General features: G+C 49.7%; 21 protein-coding genes. 14 read left to right on the forward strand and 7 right to left on the reverse strand.

Features of this window, described 5'->3' with window-relative positions:
• Positions 1-41 precede the first annotated feature (41 nt).
• Positions 42-797 (reverse strand): MBL fold metallo-hydrolase, encoded by a 756-nt coding sequence (locus D515_RS13445; protein WP_039850110.1) that lies wholly within the window; start codon positions 795-797, stop codon positions 42-44.
• A 303-nt stretch (positions 798-1,100) separates the two neighbouring features.
• On the opposite strand from D515_RS13445, the gene D515_RS13450 reads away from it, so the two are divergent.
• The 9 genes from D515_RS13450 (at position 1,101) to pyrF (ending at position 10,505) form a co-directional block, all read left to right on the forward strand.
• A complete protein-coding gene (locus D515_RS13450) occupies positions 1,101-2,480 on the forward strand; it encodes a uracil-xanthine permease family protein (protein ID WP_002539237.1) in 1,380 nt (459 codons plus the stop codon).
• Between the two features lie 171 nt (positions 2,481-2,651).
• Positions 2,652-3,752, forward strand: a complete 1,101-nt coding sequence (locus D515_RS13455; RefSeq protein ID WP_002539238.1) for an ion channel — start codon at positions 2,652-2,654, stop codon at positions 3,750-3,752.
• A 103-nt stretch (positions 3,753-3,855) separates the two neighbouring features.
• Entirely contained in the window at positions 3,856-5,139 is a 1,284-nt protein-coding gene (gene aroA / locus D515_RS13460) for a 3-phosphoshikimate 1-carboxyvinyltransferase (protein WP_002539240.1), read from the forward strand.
• Positions 5,140-5,304: 165 nt separating this feature from the next.
• Entirely contained in the window at positions 5,305-5,991 is a 687-nt protein-coding gene (cmk, locus tag D515_RS13465) for a (d)CMP kinase (RefSeq protein ID WP_002539241.1), read from the forward strand.
• Between the two features lie 103 nt (positions 5,992-6,094).
• Positions 6,095-7,765 carry a 30S ribosomal protein S1 gene (gene rpsA, locus D515_RS13470; protein ID WP_002539243.1) on the forward strand — a complete coding sequence of 557 codons (1,671 nt, stop codon included), beginning with the start codon at positions 6,095-6,097 and terminating at the stop codon, positions 7,763-7,765.
• Positions 7,766-7,840: 75 nt separating this feature from the next.
• Positions 7,841-8,122, forward strand: coding sequence for an integration host factor subunit beta (gene ihfB / locus D515_RS13475; RefSeq protein ID WP_002539244.1), 282 nt, complete (start codon positions 7,841-7,843; stop codon positions 8,120-8,122).
• Between the two features lie 220 nt (positions 8,123-8,342).
• Positions 8,343-8,627, forward strand: a complete 285-nt coding sequence (locus D515_RS13480) for a LapA family protein (protein WP_002539246.1) — start codon at positions 8,343-8,345, stop codon at positions 8,625-8,627.
• 6 nt (positions 8,628-8,633) lie between these two features.
• On the forward strand, positions 8,634-9,803 hold the full coding sequence (gene lapB / locus D515_RS13485) for a lipopolysaccharide assembly protein LapB (protein ID WP_002539247.1): 1,170 nt from the start codon (positions 8,634-8,636) through the stop codon (positions 9,801-9,803).
• A gap of 6 nt (positions 9,804-9,809) precedes the next feature.
• Positions 9,810-10,505: an orotidine-5'-phosphate decarboxylase gene (pyrF, locus tag D515_RS13490; RefSeq protein WP_002539249.1), complete on the forward strand. Its 696-nt coding sequence runs from the start codon at positions 9,810-9,812 to the stop codon at positions 10,503-10,505.
• Positions 10,506-10,562: 57 nt separating this feature from the next.
• On the opposite strand, the gene D515_RS13495 is transcribed toward pyrF, so the two are convergent.
• From D515_RS13495 to pspF, 6 genes are all read right to left on the reverse strand, one after another.
• Positions 10,563-11,369: a peptide ABC transporter ATP-binding protein gene (locus tag D515_RS13495; RefSeq protein ID WP_002539251.1), complete on the reverse strand. Its 807-nt coding sequence runs from the start codon at positions 11,367-11,369 to the stop codon at positions 10,563-10,565.
• On the reverse strand, positions 11,353-12,363 hold the full coding sequence (locus D515_RS13500; RefSeq protein WP_002539252.1) for a peptide ABC transporter ATP-binding protein: 1,011 nt from the start codon (positions 12,361-12,363) through the stop codon (positions 11,353-11,355). Before D515_RS13500 ends, D515_RS13495 begins: the two co-directional genes overlap by 17 nt.
• Positions 12,363-13,250: a putrescine export ABC transporter permease SapC gene (gene sapC / locus D515_RS13505; protein ID WP_002539254.1), complete on the reverse strand. Its 888-nt coding sequence runs from the start codon at positions 13,248-13,250 to the stop codon at positions 12,363-12,365. The genes D515_RS13500 and sapC overlap by 1 nt, the downstream gene beginning before the upstream one ends.
• The gene (locus D515_RS13510; protein WP_002539255.1) at positions 13,237-14,199 is read right to left on the reverse strand and encodes an ABC transporter permease; all 963 of its coding nucleotides are present in this window, start codon (positions 14,197-14,199) and stop codon (positions 13,237-13,239) included. The genes sapC and D515_RS13510 overlap by 14 nt, the downstream gene beginning before the upstream one ends.
• 3 nt (positions 14,200-14,202) lie before the next feature.
• The gene (gene sapA, locus D515_RS13515) at positions 14,203-15,822 is read right to left on the reverse strand and encodes an ABC transporter substrate-binding protein SapA (protein WP_002539256.1); all 1,620 of its coding nucleotides are present in this window, start codon (positions 15,820-15,822) and stop codon (positions 14,203-14,205) included.
• Between the two features lie 111 nt (positions 15,823-15,933).
• On the reverse strand, positions 15,934-16,944 hold the full coding sequence (gene pspF, locus D515_RS13520; protein WP_002539258.1) for a phage shock protein operon transcriptional activator: 1,011 nt from the start codon (positions 16,942-16,944) through the stop codon (positions 15,934-15,936).
• Positions 16,945-17,130: 186 nt separating this feature from the next.
• On the opposite strand from pspF, the gene pspA reads away from it, so the two are divergent.
• The 5 genes from pspA (at position 17,131) to D515_RS13545 (ending at position 20,931) form a co-directional block, all read left to right on the forward strand.
• Positions 17,131-17,796: a phage shock protein PspA gene (pspA, locus tag D515_RS13525; RefSeq protein WP_002539260.1), complete on the forward strand. Its 666-nt coding sequence runs from the start codon at positions 17,131-17,133 to the stop codon at positions 17,794-17,796.
• 25 nt (positions 17,797-17,821) lie between these two features.
• On the forward strand, positions 17,822-18,052 hold the full coding sequence (gene pspB, locus D515_RS13530; protein WP_002539261.1) for an envelope stress response membrane protein PspB: 231 nt from the start codon (positions 17,822-17,824) through the stop codon (positions 18,050-18,052).
• On the forward strand, positions 18,049-18,435 hold the full coding sequence (pspC, locus tag D515_RS13535; protein ID WP_002539262.1) for an envelope stress response membrane protein PspC: 387 nt from the start codon (positions 18,049-18,051) through the stop codon (positions 18,433-18,435). Before pspB ends, pspC begins: the two co-directional genes overlap by 4 nt.
• A 79-nt stretch (positions 18,436-18,514) precedes the next feature.
• Positions 18,515-19,909, forward strand: coding sequence for a YcjX family GTP-binding protein (locus tag D515_RS13540; RefSeq protein ID WP_002539263.1), 1,395 nt, complete (start codon positions 18,515-18,517; stop codon positions 19,907-19,909).
• Between the two features lie 8 nt (positions 19,910-19,917).
• Positions 19,918-20,931, forward strand: a complete 1,014-nt coding sequence (locus D515_RS13545; RefSeq protein ID WP_002539265.1) for a YcjF family protein — start codon at positions 19,918-19,920, stop codon at positions 20,929-20,931.
• The last annotated feature ends 269 nt before the right edge of the window (positions 20,932-21,200 follow it).

The following is a 21,200-nucleotide window of genomic DNA, read 5'->3' on the forward strand; positions in this document are numbered from 1 at the left end:
TACCACCGCGTTCTAAAAGCCGCCGTTAATCGGCGGTTTTTTTATGCCGCTTTTTTGAAAATTGCACGCCTGACTTTCGCTTTCACCGAGCGCCAATGGGTGATTGGGCGGTTCGGTGAACGCGCTCTCAAATGAGCGATAATTTCTTCCGTCAATTCAATTTCACCACCATGGGCAAGCCAGACGCCTCGAGGCTTTAGTTGTACGATTTTATCGACCGACGCTTTGTAGCGATTAGGGTAGAAGACGGGAAAAGGCGGAATGTAACGTCCTTTGACTGTAACCATTAAGTCGGCCACGTAAACACGATGTGTCGGTACATGGTATAGAGACAAATCGCGATCGGTATGCCCTTGGGTAAAAAGCGCTTTCCATTCAGTAAAGCCGGGCAGTGGCTCTTCATCATTCAACATCACATCTGCTTTCAGCTTTCTGTTGTACCAAATGTTTTTTGCTGGCTGGCCTTTCCGTTTGGCCACCCACTTTGCCAAAAGTAAGTCGCTCCAATGCATCAGCACACCATCCACTCCTTGATACCAATCGCCTGGGACGTTGGCTATGGCTATCTGACAGCCCGATAACTCTCGAAGTTTTACCGCACCACCTGCGTGGTCGGGGTGCATGTGAGTGACGACGACTAACTTCAGATCATTTAAAGAGCGGTTCAGCTCTTCGGTGATGAACTTGCAAACTTTATCAACGTCAGCCCTGCTGCACCCATCTAAGAGCAAGAGTCCATGATGATGCTCAGCAAGGTAAATGGATTGAATGTAGCCGTCTAACTGGTGCAGTTTGATCAGTGTCGACACGTGGGACTCCTCTCTCATCAGACCAGTGAGAGTATACCCATTCGTATCAATTTTTCTGCATATTTGTAGTTGAAGTGTTAAATCAGAGCAAAGCGTAAGCACTTGACGCAAACGGTTTCCGCAACCGATTGCTTTTGGTTTTTTCCCGGATAGAATGGCGCGAAATTTCCTTCAGCCCAATCACTTAACTGATTGAATGCTCTGAGTAACAGCAATCACAGAGAGAAGCATTCCATCAACTGCTCTACCCATTCAGCGTATTGCAGCGAGTGAGTTTAAATAGGTATAACAATGAGCTCTCAGCGCCCATCAGAAAACGCTCGTCCATCGGAACTCGTCTATCGATTGGATGACAGACCACCCTTACCACAAACACTTTTCGCTGCTTTCCAACACCTTTTAGCTATGTTTGTCGCAGTGGTGACGCCCTCTTTAATTATCTGTCAGGCACTTGGGCTTCCTACGAGTGACACCAACACCATCGTGAGCATGTCACTGTTTGCGTCGGGTATTGCCTCGTTTATCCAAATCCGTACGTTCGGTCCGTTGGGATCGGGGCTACTTTCCATTCAAGGCACCAGCTTTAACTTTCTGGGACCAATTATTGGCGCTGGTTTGGCGATGAAGGCAGGCGGTACGCCAACGGAAACCATGATGGCGGCGATCTTCGGAACCATTATGGTTGCTTCCCTAACTGAAGTTTTCCTTTCACGTGTGCTGGAACATGCGCAGCGTATTATTACGCCGCTAGTATCTGGTATCGTCGTTACCCTGATTGGCTTGACGCTGATTCAGGTGGGTCTAACCTCGATGGGTGGCGGTTATGCCGCGATAGAAAACGGCACCTTCGGTGATCTGAAAAATCTGTTGTTGGCGGGTTCAGTACTGGCTGTGATCGTCTTTTTGAATCGTATCGATAACCCTTATTTGCGTGTGTCGTCGATTGTGATCGCGATGACTGTCGGCACAGTGATCGCCTACGCGCTGGGTATGGTGAATACAGCTCCATCAGAAGATGTTGCCTTTTTTGCCATCCCACAGCCGATGCAGTACGGCATCTCATTCGACTTTGCGCTACTTATTCCTCTGATCATCGTCTTCTTGGTGACCTCGTTGGAGGCAATTGGTGACATTACGGCGACTTCGGAAACATCCGAGCAGCCAGTGTCAGGGCCGATTTACATGAAACGAATCAAAGGTGGTGTATTGGCGGACGGCGTGAACTCGGCATTGGCAGCGGTATTGAACAGCTTTCCTAATTCTACGTTTAGTCAGAACAATGGCATTATCCAGTTAACAGGTGTTGCAAGCCGTTATATCGGTTACTTTGTAGCGGGTATGCTGGTGATTTTGGGCCTGCTGCCCGGGGTAGCAACGCTGGTTCAACTCATTCCAGAACCCGTACTTGGCGGTGCAACCATCGTGATGTTCGGTACCATTGCTGCATCGGGTATCCGTATTATTTCCCGATGTGAGCTTAACCGTCGCGCGATTCTCATCATGGCGCTTTCATTCTCAATGGGCTTAGGTATCGCTCAGAAGCCAGAAATCCTTCAATTTATGCCTGAGTGGATCAAAAACATCCTGTCATCTGGCATGGCAGCGGGCGGTTTGACCGCCATTATCCTGAATCTGGTGCTACCACCGGAAACTGCCTCAAAAGACAGCTAAGCGAATCTTGCCCAAAGGGTAGTGGTGGTCATGCATATCGCCGCTATCCTTTTCTCCAACCTCCAACCTCCAACCTCCAACCTCCAACCTCCAACCTCCAATCTTTGACCTCGGATCGTTTTCTTGTTTTTTCTGGCTTGTCTCTATACTGAGAAAAGTGGAGGTACAGTTATGTCGAATCGTTCTGAATCACTTGACCTGAAAGGTGCAGACATGGAGTCGCAGATAGAAGGTACGCAGGGAAGTGAAAAGGAAAGTCACGCCGGCCATACTACCGACAACCCCGAGCAAGAAGTCATGACATGCCAATATCAGGATCCTGATGGCGCAGCTCATTGCTGTCATGAGCCCGCAGGAGAATCGGGTTTTTGTTTCTGGCACGATGAAAATGCGTCGAAAGACCAGCCGGATGTGAAACAGAGGCTGGAAGAGTTCGCCAAGCGGGGTGGTCAGCTTAGAGGTATTGTGTGTAAACGTGCCAACCTCGTTGATGTGAATTTGGTCAAGCATGGCCCGGGTGGCGGCTATGACCTCAGCTACGCGAACTTTTACCGCTCGAACATGACTAACGCCCACCTGTTCAACGCTAAGTTTGATAACGGCAGCTTGATGAAAGCAGACTTGCATGACGCTAACATTCACTGTGCTAGCTTTCTAAAGTGCAACTTGCTTGGTGTGAAACTCACTGACACCAAGATTGATAACATCAAGATTGGTGACACTTTACAGCAAGAAGTGGAAGGGCGGGTCGCAGAGAAAAAAGGCGATATGGAAAAAGCGCTCGACCTCTATGAGCAGTCTGAAGAAATTTACCGGGATTTGCGCAAAGCATCAGAAGCTCAGGGGATCTTTACCATGGCGGGACATTTTCTGCAGAAAGAGCTGACGATGCGCCGTTATCAAATGCCACTTTTTTCCACGCAGCGCGCCATGTCGAAAACTGTGGATCTGTTTTGTGGTTATGGGGAAAGCCCTATCCGGGTCGTGTTTTTCTCGCTCGCACTAATTTTACTGTGTGCCATGATTTACTTCTTTACGGGAATCCAGTTCTCCGGAGAATATGTCGGCTTTCAGCAGTCTCAAACATTTGAAGGAAACCTGATTGCGTTTTTTGACTGTCTTTATTACAGCGTGGTGACCTTTACGACACTCGGCTATGGTGACTTTATACCGATTGGAATGTCGCGGTTGGTCGCTGCATCAGAAGCATTCACTGGAAGCTTTACGATAGCCTTGTTCGTTGTGGTTTTTGTGAAGAAAATGACCCGTTAGATTCCAAAAGACCAATTGATCTTTAAAAGCAGCAAAGGGTAGCCCCGGCGCTGCTTTTTCGTTACTCTCGAGGTACGAAAAATTAAGGATTTATTTTGTTCAGATGGAGCAGTTGACGTTACAACCCATTTCTAAAATTAACGGTGAAGTGAATCTTCCCGGTTCTAAAAGTGTCTCTAACCGCGCGCTTTTACTTGCTGCGCTGGCTAAGGGCACGACCCGCCTGACCAACCTGCTGGATAGTGATGATATTCGCCATATGCTCAATGCATTGAGCAAGTTGGGCGTAACTTATCGTCTTTCAGCCGACAAAACCGAGTGTGAAGTTGAAGGTCTGGGCGGTGCATTTAAAACGTCTGAACCCCTCGAACTATTTCTAGGTAATGCAGGTACTGCGATGCGCCCGCTGGCGGCGGCGTTATGTCTTGGCGAAGGTGAATACGTTTTGACGGGTGAGCCGCGCATGAAGGAACGTCCGATCGGACACCTGATTGATGCGATGCGTACTGTCGGTGCAGACGTGACCTATCTGGAAAATGAAAACTATCCACCTCTGAAAATCATCAGTCAGGATATCCAGGGTGGTGATGTAGAAATTGACGGGACGATTTCAAGCCAGTTCCTTACCGCGCTTTTGATGACGGCTCCGCTTTTCAGTGGCGATACCAATATTCGTATCAAAGGCGATCTGGTTTCCAAGCCTTACATCGACATTACTCTGCACATCATGGCGCAGTTTGGTGTTGAGGTTGCGAATAGCGATTACCAGACTTTCCATGTGAAGGGTAACCAATCATATACTGCGCCGGGTGATTTCCTGGTCGAGGGCGATGCTTCATCTGCTTCTTACTTCTTGGCTGCTGCGGCAATCAAAGGCGGTGAAGTCAAAGTCACGGGAATTGGTAAAAAGAGCGTGCAGGGTGATGTGAAGTTTGCTGATGCGCTAGCTGCCATGGGCGCTGACATTGAGTGGGGCGATGATTACGTGATTGCCCGCCGCGGTGAGTTGAAAGCCGTCGACCTGGATTTCAATCATATCCCTGACGCAGCGATGACCATCGCTACAGCAGCGCTGTTTGCGGAAGGAACCACCTCTATCCGCAACGTATATAACTGGCGCGTTAAAGAAACGGATCGCTTATCAGCGATGGCGACTGAACTGCGAAAAGTCGGTGCAGAAGTGGAGGAAGGGGAAGATTATATCACCATCACCCCGACACCAAATCTGCAGCATGCAGAGATTGATACCTACGACGATCACCGTATGGCGATGTGTTTCTCGCTGGTGGCATTGAGTGATACGCCAGTGACCATTAATGATCCGAAATGTACCTCTAAAACCTTCCCTGACTACTTCGACAAGTTGGCATCATTGTCGGAAAGTTAAAGAAACAGGTTGGAATGAACAGACAACAGGTCAGCGATTCGCTGGCCTGTTTTTTTTGCCCAGACTTCCCTATAATACGCCACCGATTCTATGGAGTAACTTGCAGTGAGCTGATGAGTATTTATCAACTAAGTTGCTCTATTTTAAAACGATCTGGAGAATTATATGTCTACCCACGCACCCGTAATTACTGTTGATGGCCCAAGCGGTGCCGGAAAAGGTACCCTTTGCATGCTGTTAGCGGAGAAGCTGGGCTGGCATTTGCTCGATTCAGGCGCAATTTATCGCGTACTTGCGCTGGCTGCGATTCATCATGGTGTTAACCCAGATTCGGAAGATGCTTTGGTTCCTTTGGCTGCCCATTTAGATGTACAGTTCAAGGCGGAAGGTGAGTTGGTAAAAGTGATCCTCGAAGGTGAGGATGTGTCCAGCGAACTGCGCAAAGAAGAAACGGGTATGGCGGCATCTAAAGTGGCGGCTTTACCGCGCGTCCGCGAAGCTTTGCTGCGTCGTCAACGTGCATTTGCCGAAGCCCCCGGATTGGTAGCTGATGGTCGTGATATGGGCACGGTTGTTTTCCCGAAAGCGGAAGTGAAAATCTTCCTGGACGCAAGCGCTGAAGAGCGCGCCCAGCGCCGCATGAATCAGTTGCAACTAAAGGGGTTAGATGTTAACTTTGACCGCCTTTTGAGCGAAATTCAGGAACGTGATGATCGTGACCGCAACCGAGCAGTCGCACCATTGCGTCCCGCAGACGATGCTTTAGTTTTGGATTCCACCTCTCTCAACATTGAGCAGGTGCTAGAGCAAGCATTGTCCTATATTGAAAGTAAACTTACCGTTGCTTCTTAAAAGCAGCGGGTTTAACCGTTGGTCGCAAGGATGATGACTGACATTACTATCAACCCCACGTGGTAGGACACCCGTGGTAGTTTAAATATTGAAGATTAAATTAATGACTGAATCTTTTGCTTCACTCTTTGAAGAATCTCTTAAAGAGCTAGAAACCCGCCCAGGTGCGATCGTTAAAGGTACTGTAGTTGCTATCGAGAACGGTTACGTTCTGGTTGACGCAGGCCTGAAATCTGAATCTTCTATCCCAGCTGAGCAATTCAAAAACGCGGCTGGCGAGCTAGAAATCGAAGTTGGTGCTGAAGTAGACGTAGCACTGGACGCGATTGAAGATGGTTTCGGTGAGACTCAACTGTCTCGCGAAAAAGCGAAGCGCCACGAAGCTTGGATCCAACTGGAGAAAGCTTACGAAGAAGCTGAAACTGTTATCGGTGTTATCAACGGTAAAGTTAAAGGCGGTTTCACTGTTGAGCTGAACGGCATCCGTGCGTTCCTGCCAGGTTCACTGGTTGACGTACGTCCTGTACGTGACACTGCTCACCTTGAAGGCAAAGAGCTGGAGTTCAAAGTTATCAAGCTGGACCAGAAGCGCAACAACGTTGTTGTTTCTCGTCGCGCAGTTATCGAATCTGAAAACAGCGTTGAGCGTGATGAACTGCTGGCTTCTCTGCAAGAAGGCATGGAAGTTAAAGGTATCGTTAAGAACCTGACCGACTACGGTGCATTCGTAGATCTGGGCGGTGTTGACGGCCTGCTGCACATCACTGACATGGCTTGGAAACGCGTTAAGCACCCATCAGAAATCGTTAACGTAGGTGACGAGATTCTGGTTAAAGTTCTGAAGTTCGACCGTGACCGCACTCGCGTATCACTGGGTCTGAAGCAACTGGGTGAAGATCCATGGGTAGCAATCGCTAACCGTTACCCAGAAGGTCACAAACTGACTGGTCGCGTAACCAACCTGACTGACTACGGCTGCTTCGTTGAAATCGAAGAAGGCGTTGAAGGTCTGGTACACGTTTCTGAAATGGACTGGACTAACAAGAACATTCACCCATCTAAAGTTGTTAACGTGGGTGACGAAGTTGAAGTTATGGTTCTGGACATCGACGAAGAGCGTCGTCGCATCAGCCTGGGTCTGAAGCAATGTAAAGCTAACCCATGGCAGTCGTTTGCAGAAATGCAAAACAAAGGCGATCGCGTAACTGGTAAGATCAAGTCAATCACTGACTTCGGTATCTTCATCGGTCTGGACGGCGGCATCGACGGTCTGGTTCACCTGTCTGACATTTCTTGGAATGTTGCTGGTGAAGAAGCAGTTCGCGACTTCAAGAAAGGCGACGAAATCTCTGCAGTTGTTCTGCAAGTAGATGCTGAGCGTGAGCGTATCTCTCTGGGCATCAAGCAGATGGAAGAAGACCCATTCAACAACTACCTTGCTGACAACAAGAAAGGTGCGATTGTTAAGGGTAAAGTAACTGCAGTTGACGCTAAAGGCGCAACCGTTGAGCTGATCGAAGGCGTTGAAGGTTACCTGCGTGCTTCTGAAGCATCACGTGACCGCGTTGAAGATGCAACTCTGGTTCTGGCTGTTGGCGACGAAGTTGAAGCGAAGTTCACCGGTGTTGACCGTAAGAACCGCGTAATCAACCTGTCTGTTCGCGCGAAAGACGAAGCTGAAGAGCAAGAAGCAATGGCAACTCTGAACAAAGCTGACGAAGCTTCGTTCGGTAATGCAATGGCTGACGCGTTCAAAGCTGCGAAAAGCGAATAATTAATGTGAAGTGAGGGGGAAAAATTCCCCCTCTACAGTTATACTGTTGAGAAACATACTAAAAGCGGGGTGATCATGACCAAGTCTGAGTTGATCGAAAGACTATGTAGTCAACAAACCCATCTTTCTGCCAAACAGGTAGAAGATGCCATCAAGGAAATCCTTGAACACATGGCCACTACACTCGAGGAAGGTGACCGAATCGAGATTCGTGGTTTTGGTAGTTTCTCTTTGCATTATCGCGCTCCTCGCGTTGGACGCAATCCAAAAACGGGAGACAAAGTTGAGCTCGACGGCAAGTACGTCCCTCACTTCAAACCGGGCAAGGAGCTTCGCGACCGAGTCAACATTAGCTGATTCGATTCCGAATAAAAAAACGGCATGCTATTCGTATGCCGTTTTTTTTATGTCTATTGCAATGGTCTGACAAGCCAAATTGCTGCATAATCACATATATACCCAAATCTCCTCTTCTAGGCATGGCAGTTGCCGAGGGGGTTTAGGTATAAGAGTCCGGTAAGTGTTTGATGCAACATGTTGAGCATCTTAGGCCGGAGATAATAATGAGGGAGTGACTGTGAAGATTATTGGTATCGTATTACTCGTCCTGTGTTTTCTTATCACACTCGCCCTTGGTGCACAGAATCAAGAAGTCGTGAACTTCAATTATCTGGTGGCACAGGGAGAGTTTCGATTATCTCTACTTTTGGGCGTAGTCTTTGGCACTGGTTTTGCGCTTGGCTGGCTGATTTGCGGCATGCTGTATCTGAAAGCGCGAATGTCTGCAGCCATGCTGAAAAAGCAGGTAAACAAGCAGCGCCAGGAGTTGGACAAACTGCGTACGGACCCTGTTAAGGAATAAGCGTAAATGCTAGAGCTGCTGTTTCTGTTGCTGCCAATTGCCGCCGGTTACGGTTGGTATATGGGCAATAGGAATGCTCGTCATCGTCGACAGGATCAGTCGCATCATCTATCAAGACAGTATGTCGCAGGTCTTAACCTGCTTTTGTCAGACCAGTCTGACAAAGCGGTGGACCTTTTTATAGAACTGCTCCAAGTCGATAACGAGACGATAGACACCCACCTTGCTCTCGGTAACCTTTTCCGCTCCCGCGGAGAGGTAGACCGCGCTATTCGCATTCACCAAAATCTGATTGCCCGTCCCAACCTCACGCTAGACCAGCGCAATCTTGCCCTTCAACAGCTTGCCAAAGATTACATGGTCGCTGGCTTTTTCGACCGCGCAGAAAAAATATTTCATCAGTTAGTTGATGAACCAGACTACAAAGAGTTTGCGTTGCAGCAGCTTCTCGCCATTTACCAGCAAACCCGTGAATGGGAAAAGGCGATCGATATTGCCAGCAAGCTGGTTAAAGGCGGTAAGAGTAAACTCAAGCGCGATATCTCCCACTTTTACTGTGAGTTGGCAATGCAGTCGATGGGTGATAATGACGAGAAAGGTGCCCGCCAGCTTCTAAAGAAGGCTCTGGCAACGGACAAAGCCTGTGTACGCGCTTCGCTGATGCTGGCTCGTCTGGATATTGGCAATGAAGATTATAAAGATGCAGCCAAAGTGCTCGAGCAAGTGCTTGAGCAAGACCCTGACTTTGTCAGTGAAGCGTTGCCTCTACTAGAAAAATGCTACAGCGAAATGGGCAAAGAAATGTCCTTGGTTCGCTTCTTGAAAAGCTGCATTGAAAAAAATACCGGTGCTTCGGCAGAACTGATGATGTCAGACATTATCACTGACCATGAAAATGCTGCCATGGCACAAAGCTTCCTCACCCGCCAGTTGACGAAAAACCCCACGATGAAAGGCTTCCACAAACTGATGCAGTTGCATGTTGAACAAGCAGAGGAAGGCCGTGGAAAAACCAGTCTGAATACGCTGAAACATCTGGTTGAGGAGCAACTTAAAGTGAAGCCACACTATCGTTGTCGAAAGTGTGGCTTTTCGACCCATTCGCTTTACTGGCATTGTCCGTCCTGTAAAGGGTGGGGGTCGATAAAACCGATACGAGGCCTAGACGGAGAATAAGTAGGAATGCAGGACCCTAAAGTAATTGTTGCATTGGATTACCCAAACATTGATCAGGCGCTGGCGTTTGTTGATCGCATTGAGCCAGGTAGCTGCCACCTGAAAGTGGGTAAGGAAATGTTTACCCTGTATGGCCCTGACTACGTTCGTAAGCTTCATGAGCGTGGACATACTGTCTTTCTGGACCTTAAGTTTCACGATATTCCAAACACCTGCGCGCGTGCAGTTGCCGCAGCAGCAGAGCTCGGTGTTTGGATGGTGAATGTTCACGCCAGTGGTGGTGAGCGAATGATGGTGACGGCGCGTGAAGCGCTTGAACCATACGGTAAAGATAAGCCAATGCTGATTGGTGTGACAGTACTAACCAGCATGGAACAAAGCGATTTGGCGGGTATAGGCATTAGCCGTGAACCTCAGGATCACGTGATGTCACTGGCGACGTTGACTCGCAACAGTGGTCTGGACGGTGTGGTTTGTTCAGCGCATGAGTCTGCGATGCTAAAGAATGCCCTTGGTCAAGAGTTCAAACTGGTCACGCCAGGCATTCGTCCTGCGGGAAGCGATGCTGGCGATCAACGCCGCATTATGACACCCGTTGAAGCCGTGACTGCAGGCTCTGATTATCTGGTGATTGGTCGCCCAATTACGCAGGCGGCAGACCCAATGGCTGTGCTGACGGAAATCAATGCCTCTTTGGCGTAAAAACCAGCCGTTTTAGAACAGTAAGTAAAAAGCCCTGCAATGCAGGGCTTTATTGTTTCAGGCGGTATTGTAGCGGGATCGCCTGTCGAGCGTGGGCGCAGTGAAATGGCTTTCAATCAACCTTTGCGTTAAGGCATGCTCAGGTGCTGTAAATACCTGTTGTGTGGTCCCCGCTTCTACCACCTCACCGTTTTGCATCACCATCACTTTATCAGCCATATGTTTTACCACGCCCATGTGCTGAGACACGTAAACATAGGAAAGCCCCATCAACTCCTGCAACTCTAGAAGGAGGTTGAGGATCTGCGAACGCATAGACATATCCAATCCGTTCAAAGCCTCATCAGCAACAATCACACATGGCTGAAGAATGAGCGCCCTGGCTAGCGATACACGTTGCTTTTGGCCGGTCGCCAGCATTTGGGGATAGAAATAAGCATGTTCTGGGAGCAAACCCACCTGACGTAGCGTATCGACAACACGTCGTTCACGCTCTTGCGGCGTCATGTTGGTGTTTCGTTTAAGCGGTGCTTCCAGGATTTGGCCTATCTGGTTTCTCGGATTCAATGAAGTATTGGGGTCCTGGAAGATCATTCTGATAAGTTTGCAGCGGGTTTTGTAATCATTCGCCTCCAGAACTTCGCCATTCACGCGAACTTCGCCACCTGATGGAGACACAACACCGGCAAGCATTTTAGCCAGTGTGGACTTGCCTGAACCGTTCTCGCCGATAAATGCCAGAGTTTCCCCGGCTTCAAGCGAAAATGACACCGGCTTTACCGCCTCAATCACCCGCTTAGTGAAAAGGCCTGTGCGGTATTGATAGTTTTTACACAAGCCATCGACTTCAAGCAGTGCGGTCATGCTTTTTGACTTCCATATTGAGTGGGAAATGACAGGCGAATTTGTGATTTTTCACTTTACGTGTCCGCGGAACCTCAACACATTTGCGTTGGGCGTAAGGACATCGAGGGCCTAGCCGACAACCAATTGGCAAATGCTGCAAAGGCGGGATAGAGCCCGGCAAAGCCTCCAGCTTGCTCTTATGTGGAATATCCAGACTGAAGTCTGGCATCGCACGGAGCAGCGCGTCGGTATAGGGGTGATGAGGAGCCTGCAGGATTTGTTTTCGCCCTGCTGATTCTACGGATTGTCCGCAGTACATTACCGTAATTCGGTCTGCCCACTGGGTAACCGTTGTCAGATCATGGCTGATCAGCAAAATCGTCGTATTCGCTAACTGGTTGGTACGACTGAGCAGGCGAAAGATTTGCGCCTGCGTGATCGGATCCAGATCGTTGGTTGGCTCGTCCGCGATGAGAAGGCGCGGGCGGTTGGCAATCGCCATTGCAATCATCACCTTCTGACATTCACCGTCGGTTAGCTCATACGGATAACTTTTCATGATGCGCTTGTGGTCTTTGATCCCCACTTTGTGCAGCAGCGCGATGGACTGTTGTTTACGCCATGAAAGCCTTTGCCACCAACTTCCACTGAACGAGCCTGAAGGTATCGCTTCTTCTAACTGGTAACCCACTTGCTCCGAAGGATCGAGGCAGGTTGATGGTTCCTGGAAAATCATCGCAATATCTTTGCCGACCACGTGGCGTCGTTCTCTGGCGGGCAGAGCAAGCAAATCGATATCACCAAGACGCAAACGGTCTGCAGTCACACGCCAGTTATCTTTGGTGACGCCACAGATGGCTTTGGCCACCAGACTCTTACCTGATCCGGACTCGCCCACCAAACCACGGATTTCACCTTCACTAATGGTCAGGCTCATGCGGTCTACTGCTTTCACCAAGCCTTGAGGCGTTTCAATTTCTATCGTCAGGTGTCGAATATCTAACAACGGCATTACTCTGTCCCCGCGTTAATCGCCTGCGTGATGCCATCACCGACGAGGTTGACGACAAGTACACTTATCATGATAGCCAGTCCTGGCAGGGTCACTGTCCATGGTGCAGTGAACACCAGTTCGATTGAATCACCCAGCATTGCGCCCCACTCTGGAGACGGCGCCTGCGCGCCAAGTCCCAGAAAACCAAGCGCAGCAATATCCAAAATCGCAACCGATATGGCACGGGTTAACTCCGTACTGAGTGTGACCAGAATATTCGGTAACACAGAGTGGTAGAGCAGATAGAAACTGTTCGCACCATCCAGACGGGCAGCAAGGATATATTCCTTCTCCATCTCAGCATGTACAGCGGTATACACAGCACGTATAAAACGCGGGATCAGTGCCAGCCATACAGCCAGTAAAATGCTCATCTCTCCGGGGCCTTGGAAAGCGACCACGATAATTGCCAGAAGCAGCGAAGGGATGGTGAGCACGGTATCCAGAAGGTGATTAAGGAAACTGGATTTCAGGCCAGAGGTCATCCCAGCGAGAATACCAATAAGCACGCCTAAGATACCTGCGGCCAGAGCGACAAGAATGGCATAGCCAAAGGTCAGGCGAGAACCTTCAATCAGGCGGGAAAGCATGTCCCTGGTCAGGTCGTCGGTACCAAGGAAATAGTCAACGGTGCCTTTGGTATCCCAAGAGGGCGGCATCAGCAGCTCACCGGTTTGAAATTGTGCACTGTAAGGGGCGATCCAAGGCGCAAGTATGGTCACGAGAACCAGGATGCACAGACACCAGAAACCGAACACTGCAAGTGTATTTTCCCTAAATGCTTTCCATGAGCGCTCAAGTTGCGTTGGGATGCGCTCTTCTAAATAAACACTATTTGAGGGCATACCATTCCTTCCTTGCCAGCGGGCTGATCGCTGCACCGGTCAGATCAGAGAAGATGTTCGCAATCAGTACGACACTGCCGACTGCAAGTACTCCGGCCTGCACCGCGACATAGTCCTGGAAGCTCAGCGCGTCCAATAGCCAGGTACCAATGCCCGGCCAGTTGAAGACGGACTCAGTAATGATGGCAAAGGTCATCATGGTAGAAATCTGGATGCCGAACTTAGGAATGATGGGTGGCAAAGCGTTTTTCAGTACATGGCGCATCACGATTTCTGATTTAGACAACCCTTTGGTCGCCGCGGCTTTGATGTAGTTTTGACTCATGACTTCTGCGACCGAATCGCGCAACAACTTGATGATTTCAGTCGTCGGCGCTACCGCCAGCACCAGTGTAGGCATGATCAGGTGGCGGATAATATCTTCCAGTGCCTGACTGCGTTGAGGGTGGTTAGACAACAGCACGTCAACGAAGGCAAAACCTGTTACGGTCGGGATCTCAAACAGCAGGTTGTAACGGCCAGAAACAGGCAACCAACCCAGGTACAGAGAAAACACCATGATCATTAGGATAGCCATCCAGAAGATTGGCATCGAGAATGTCACCAGCGTGAGCGATGAAATCACCATATCTGCTGAAGAACCGCGACGAATCCCAGCCAAGGTGCCAAATGGAATACCGAGAACCAACGCGAGGATGAAAGCAAAAAAGCACAGTTCTAAAGTGGCAGGAAATACCCGTGATAAAGATTCCGTAACGGGTTGACCATTGGCTGCGATACCAAGATTGCCTTGCATGAGTTCACGTAGGTAGTGCACCCAACCCGACCAGAATTCGTATTGATTAAACACCGAAAGCGGGTCGAGCTTCACGATGTTGTAGCCGATCATTGTCAGAATCAGCAGGGTAATAATGAAAAGATTGAGCCGGCGAATAGCATAGATCAACATAGATCAGCGGCTCCTGGATACGTTAGCAAAAGATTTGTCTCCAAACGGGCTTAACGTGATGCCCTGAAGTGACGCATTTCGCGCCTGATAGTGAACACCGTGTGCCAATGGAATCACCGGCATACGGTCATTTAGAATGCGTTGCGCCTGTATATATAAGTCCCGACGTTCATTGCGCTGTTCAATCTCTATAGCAGTGTCGAGAAAGCGGTCAAAGTAGCGATTACACCAGTTGGAAAGGTTCCAGCCAGTAAATTTGGCATTACAGGAGAGCAATGGCCTCAGGAAGTTATCCGGGTCGCCGTTATCTGCAATCCATCCGGTTAACACCATGCCCAATTCGTTAATATCGTCCCTGAGCAATTTCCTGTTGATGTCTTCCAGCGCAATGATATTCACTTTGATACCAATCGGCGAAAGATTCGCTTGAATCAACTCTGCCGTTTTCCGTGGACTTGGGTTATAGGCTTTCGGTGTTAAAGGAACGATCAGGTCGACTTCAAAGCCATGTCGGTAGCCGGCTTTCGCCATCAGGCTGAGGGCAAGTTGCGGGTCGTAAACCGCATTAGACTTTTCGTTATAAGCCCAAGACATCGGTGGCAACATGCCGTTAGCGGGTGTGCCTGTACCGTAGTAAACCGATTGGATCAGTGTGTCGCGGTTAATGGCCAGACTAATGGCTTGCCTAACTTCCAACTCAGAGAGAGCGGGGTGACGGGTGTTGAGTGCGAGAAACGCCACATTCATGCCTGTCTGCGAGGCCAGTACAAAATCGGGATTGTTTTCAATAACGGAAAGTTGGCTGGCAATGGGCGATGAAAGCACATCACATTCGCGGGTGATGAGTTTACTTAGAGAGCCCGTACCGCGGTTACTAATGTCGTAGGCGATTTGCTCCATAGGTGCTGCGCCATTCCAGTAACCCCAGTGCCTTTTTAGTCGAATGAAGCGATGAGGTTCATACTCATCCAGATAGAACGCGCCAGAACCCACAGGGTGTGAGTCAATTTCCCCCGGTGTGCCTTTTGTTAAAAGGTGCTCTGCATATTCTGCTGAGTGAATGACCGCATAGGTGGTCGAAAGTGTCGACAGGAATGACACATCGGGTCGAGATAGGACAAATTTCACCGTGTAATCATCGAGGGCGATAACATCGTCAACCAATCCTGCGAAATCCATACTTTCAAACCACGGATAGTCGCCACCTGAGACATTGTGAAAGGGATGCTCAGGGTCGATCAACCGCTTAAAGCTGAAAACGACATCCTCTGCATTTACGCCACGATGTGGAATAAACCAGTCCGTAACCTGAAAGCTGGCGCTCTGGCGAAGATTGAAGATATATTCTTTGCCATCTGGGCTTACTTCCCAGCTCTGAGCCAGCATGGGCACAGGTTTATAGGTTTGTGAATCAAGCTGAAGAAGCCGATCGTAGATTTGACTGGAGAGCGCATCAGCAGTGAGGCCGCCATCGGTCAGCTGTGGGTTAAAGGTGTTCGGTTGACCCGGGCCGCAATAGATGAAACCACGGTTACGCGCAGCGTTATCGGAGAACGGGTCTTCACATCCTGCTAAAAAGAGGATGGTTACGCTTGCCAGCAGCAAGCGGCCTAGAGCGCTCATAAGCCAATGATTAGGTGATAAAGTTAAGTGTTTTAATTTACCACTGAAGCAACGGAGTCACCAAGTGGCGGCGTAAATATCTGGGTAATTTCAGAACAATTGGCGAAAAACTTATGCCGAATCGGTGTTTTCCTCACCAACCAGATTGTATTTTCGCAGCAACCCTCTTATTTGATGGTAGCTTAAGCCAAGCAGCTCTGCGGCGCGTCGTTGATTAAAACGTGCCTGTTCCATCGCCTTTTCAACAATTTCCTTCTCCTGATCCTGCTGCCATTGGCGTAAATCGAGTGGGAAGGTGATTTCTGATTTCGACTCCGCTTTCTCACCAGGCTTTTCGTTTCTCCAGGGCGCTTTGAATGGGTCGAGTTGAATGTCTTCGGAATCAATCTCGCTGCCTTCGTCTGCGTGACGGTATATGGCCCGTTCTACCACGTTTTTCAGCTCACGTACGTTACCTGGCCAGCGATAAGTGTTGAGTAGTTTCACGGCTTCCGTAGAAAAGCCGGAAAAGTAGCTGTAACCGAGTTCACGACACATCTTCAGCGCGTAATACTCGGCGAGAAGCAGGATGTCTCCCTGACGTTCTCGCAATGGCGGAAGGTGGATAACATCAAAGGCAAGCCTGTCGAGGAGATCAGCGCGGAACTCCCCGTCATCGGCCATCTGGGGCAAGTTCTCGTTAGTCGCGCACACCAGCCTGACATCCGCGCTCAGCACATCGCTGCCACCCACGCGTTCATATTCACCGTATTCGATGACGCGAAGCAGTTTTTCCTGCACGCCAAGTGGCGATGTCGCCAGCTCGTCCAGAAACAAAGTCCCACCTTCAGCCCGTTCAAAGCGGCCTTTGTGTTTTCCTTTCGCGCCACTGAAAGAGCCGGCTTCATGGCCAAACAGCTCAGAATCAATCAGGCCTTCACTCAGTGCTGCGCAGTTCAGGCTGACCAGCGGGCCGTCCCAACGGCGTGATAAATAATGCAGGCGCTTGGCGATGAGTTCTTTACCCGTACCTCGCTCCCCCAGAATAAGAACTGGGCGGTCGAGCGGAGCAAGACGGGAGACATGATCGAGGACGGAAAGGAAGTGATCGGATTCGCCAATCAGGTTGTCAGGTTTTTGCATGGTGAAATTTGCCAACTGTTAGTTTATTTCATCATACCCTTATGAATAAAAAATGCACGCAATGTGTTAACTTGTTGTAATTTATAGGATATAAAAGTTGGCACGGGGATTGATATATATCTGGCAAATGAGGTTTTTCCTCACCTGTAAGCGCACAGAGCGCATTCGGCAAAAAGGAGCATCACAATGGGTATTTTCTCTCGCTTTGCAGATATTGTTAACGCTAACGTCAATTCACTGCTGGATAAAGCAGAAGATCCACAAAAAATGGTTCGCCTGATCATTCAGGAAATGGAAGACACACTGGTTGAAGTTCGCACTTCCTCAGCACGTGCGCTGGCAGACAAAAAAGAACTGGCGCGTAAAATCGAAGGCATTGAACGTCAACTGACAGATTGGCAGGAAAAAGCGACACTGGCCCTTCAGAAGTCTCGTGAAGACCTGGCTCGCGCGGCACTGATTGAAAAGCAAAAAGTGCACGATGTCCTGCTGACCCTCAAAGAAGAGTACAATCTGGTCGAAGAAACTATCGGTAAACTGGGTAACGAAATTGCAGAGCTTGAAACCAAGCTGGCAGAAACCCGCGCCCGTCAGCAAGCACTGGTAATTCGCCGTGAAGCGGCAGGCAAACGCCGTGATGTTCGTCGCCAACTGGACACTGGTCGCACTGATGAAGCGCTGGCAAAGTTCGAGCAATATGAGCGCCGCATCGATGAGCTGGAAGCAGAAGCAGACAGCTACAGCATCGGCAAAGGCAAACGTCTTGAAGACGAATTTGCAGACCTGCAAGCGCAAGACGAAATCGAAAAAGAACTTGAGCGCATGAAAGCGGAACTTAAGGATAAAGAATAAGCCCTCGCAAAGGTAAGGAGTAGGCATGTCAATGGCGTTTCTTTCAATTCCACTGGTGGTGTTTTTTGTATTCGTTGCACCACTGTGGTTGTGGCTCCACTACCGAAGTAAACGACAAGTTGGTCAGGGTTTGAGTGGTGATGAGTTTGAGCAATTGCAAGCCCTGGCAAACCGCGCGGAAGCTTTACAGGACCGCATTCATTCTCTGGAGCGCATTCTTGATGAGGAAGCGCCAAATTGGAGACATAGACAATGAGCAAAACGTTGTATCGTGATCCTGTAAACGGGAAGATCGGTGGCGTTTGTGCAGGTGTCGCCGATTACTTCGGGATGGAAATCTGGTTAGTGAGGATCCTGACTGTGACGGCATTTCTGATGGGACTGGGCTTTTTCGTTATCGTGGCATACATTGCTGCCATGCTCATCCTTGAAAAAATGCCGCCGGAAGAGGCAAAACGGACTTTCCATTACAAAGAACATCATGTGAAACAAAAACCTTGGCAACAAGGTAAATCAGCAAGCCAATTGCTGGCTGATATTGATAATGAAATGGGAGAGATGGAGCGGGACGTTGGCAAAATGGAAGCGTACGTGACATCAAAAGAGTATGAACTAAATCGACAGTTCAAAAAGCTCTAAACAAAGCAACAATAGTTATTGTGTCCTCATCCCCCGCTTTTATCGCGGGGGATTTACCTTTTGAGGGGTGCTGCTATTTATGAATTCAGTGAAACGTCAGGTGAATAAATGGGTGAGTCGTAGTCTGGACAGGCACGTTCGTCTTGCCGTGACTGGACTTTCCCGTGCAGGTAAAACCGCGTTTATCACCTCACTCATCAATCAACTGCTGCACAGCGCGACCAATCCGCGCATGCCTTTGTTTGCGCCCGTCCGCGAAGGACGTGTTCTCGGTGCGCGACGTGTACAGCAGAGTCAGCTGCATATTCCTGCCTTTGACTACGATCTTGGCATTCAATCATTGCGCGCGCATCCGCCAACATGGCCTTCTCCAACGCGCGATGTCAGCGAGATCAGACTGGAAATCCGTTATCGACCTGAAAAAGGGGCGATGAAGTTATTGCAAGATACCGCAACGCTGTATCTCGACATCGTTGATTATCCCGGAGAATGGCTGCTTGATTTGCCACTGCTCTCCATGAGTTTTGATGAATGGTCGCGTAAACAAAGTGGCATCTTGACTGGCAAGCGCAAAGAGCTGGCAGAGGCTTGGCTGGAAGCGCTCGACAGCTTCGACCCATTGGCAGACGCGGATGAAAAACTGATCGGCGAGATAGCGGCGAAATTTACCGCTTACCTTCATGCCTGTAAGGAAGAAGGGGGGCTGCATTGGGTGCAACCGGGCCGATTTGTGTTACCGGGTGAATATGCAGGCGCGCCCGTGCTTCAGTTTTTCCCATTGGTTGGCAATAAGTATGGTGAAAACCAACTGGCGAATGCGCCTAAAGGCAGCAACTACGCCATGCTGAAACAGAGATACGATTACTACTGCCAGCATATTGTGAAAGGCTTCTATCAAGAGCATTTCTCTAAAGTCGATCGACAGATCGTGCTGGTGGATACCTTGCAACCACTCAATGCAGGCCCAGCGTCGTTTAACGATATGCGAATGGCGTTGGAGCAGCTAATGCAAAGCTTCCGCTACGGAAAAAGCGGTTTGCTGCGCCGACTCTTTGCACCGCGCATCGACAAGATACTGTTTGCGGCGACCAAAGCTGACCATGTGACGCCAGACCAGCACCCGAATCTGGTTTCTCTGCTCCAGCAGCTGATCCACGAAGCTTGGCAAACAGCGGCATTTGAAGGCATTGATATGGAGTGTGTCAGCTTGGCGTCGATTCAGGCGACAGAGCCCGGCATGGTAAACCATCAGGGTGACACCATGTCTGCACTGCGCGGCACGTTGGAAAATGGCGAGCCGATGTTGATGTACCCGGGCGATGTGCCGTCGAGGTTACCGGGCGAGGCTTTCTGGCAGGATAACCAATTCGAGTTCCGTCAGTTCCGTCCGCAGCAAACCGATGTGGATGAGCCATTACCACACATTCGCGTGGACAAGGCGCTGCAATATTTGCTGGGCGACAAACTGAGGTAGGAGGCGAGATGAACGATTATAAAAAAGCTGTCGTGTTTGATGAGCCTGAAAAACAACAGGATGAATCGCCTGAGCTGACGTTTCAGCGTCAATTTGAACAGGACAACACTTCGTTTGCTGTCACCAGCATAGAAGAAGAAAGTGATGCCGAGAAGGCACTGGAAGCGACGTTAACCTCTCCGAGAAAAAAGCGTTGGGGATTGCGAGCGCTCGCCGTTGCAGGCATTGGTTTGGTTGGCTGGCAAACTGTCGATTCTGTATGGACAGCAGTACAGGTCGGAGATTGGCTGACTGTCGGCTGGAGCGGTTTTGTCGCCGGTATCGCGGCGATGGGCATAGGCGCATTGGGGCGGGAATTTCTGGCACTCCGTCGCCTGAAAGGCCGACAGGATGAACGCGAGGAAGTCACTGCCATCATGGCGGCTGAAGGCATTGGTAAAGCCAAAGGCGTTTGCGAGAAGCTTTCCAAACAGTCAGGGGTTGAACTGACGGCCGGTTATGATAAATGGCAGACGTCGCTGGCGGCGACGCATAATGACCGGGAAGTGTTCGAACTCTACGACCAAATGGTAGTGACAGAGCAAGATGCCCGTGCCAAGAAAATGGTGACCAAGTACGCCTCAGAAGCTGCGGTCATGGTTGCCCTCAGCCCATTGGCTGTGGCTGACATGTTGTTGGTGGCGTGGCGAAACTTCAGGCTGTTGGAGCAAATCTCCAAAGTGTATGGCGTAAAGCTGGGCTACTGGTCGCGCATTCGATTACTCAAGTTAGTGCTGGCTAACATGGCGTTCGCCGGAGCCAGTGAAGCGATCACGGATATTGGTACGGATCTGCTGTCCGTCGATATCGCAGGCAAGCTTTCGGCAAGAGCTGCGCAAGGGCTGGGAGTTGGGCTGTTGACGGCAAGACTCGGTTACAAAGCCATGTCTGTGATGCGCCCACTGCCTTACATTGGCACCAAAGCACCGAAGCTGTCTGACATGCGTAAGCAGTTACTTACCAAACTGACCCCTGGGAACTAGGGTTTGTAGATCTTTGGTGATGATTTTTGCAGCGCCAATGGCGCTGTTTTCCTTTTGCAGGGAGAGGATTAGCTCTCTCACGTTTTCATGGGCACCGCTTGACTCAATCGCTTGAGAGGCGCACACTCCTTTCACTGTCAACAATTCCTGACACTTTTTTATACAGTTAATTGAGTATGTCACGCTCTCAGGGATTATGGCGACTTTTCAAATCAACGTGGCTGACACCGAAAGATAGGATGCCGTCAGCCCCACTGCATACAGGACAC

The sequence above is a fragment of the Grimontia indica genome, assembly GCF_000333895.2.
GTDB lineage: Bacteria > Pseudomonadota > Gammaproteobacteria > Enterobacterales > Vibrionaceae > Enterovibrio > Enterovibrio indicus.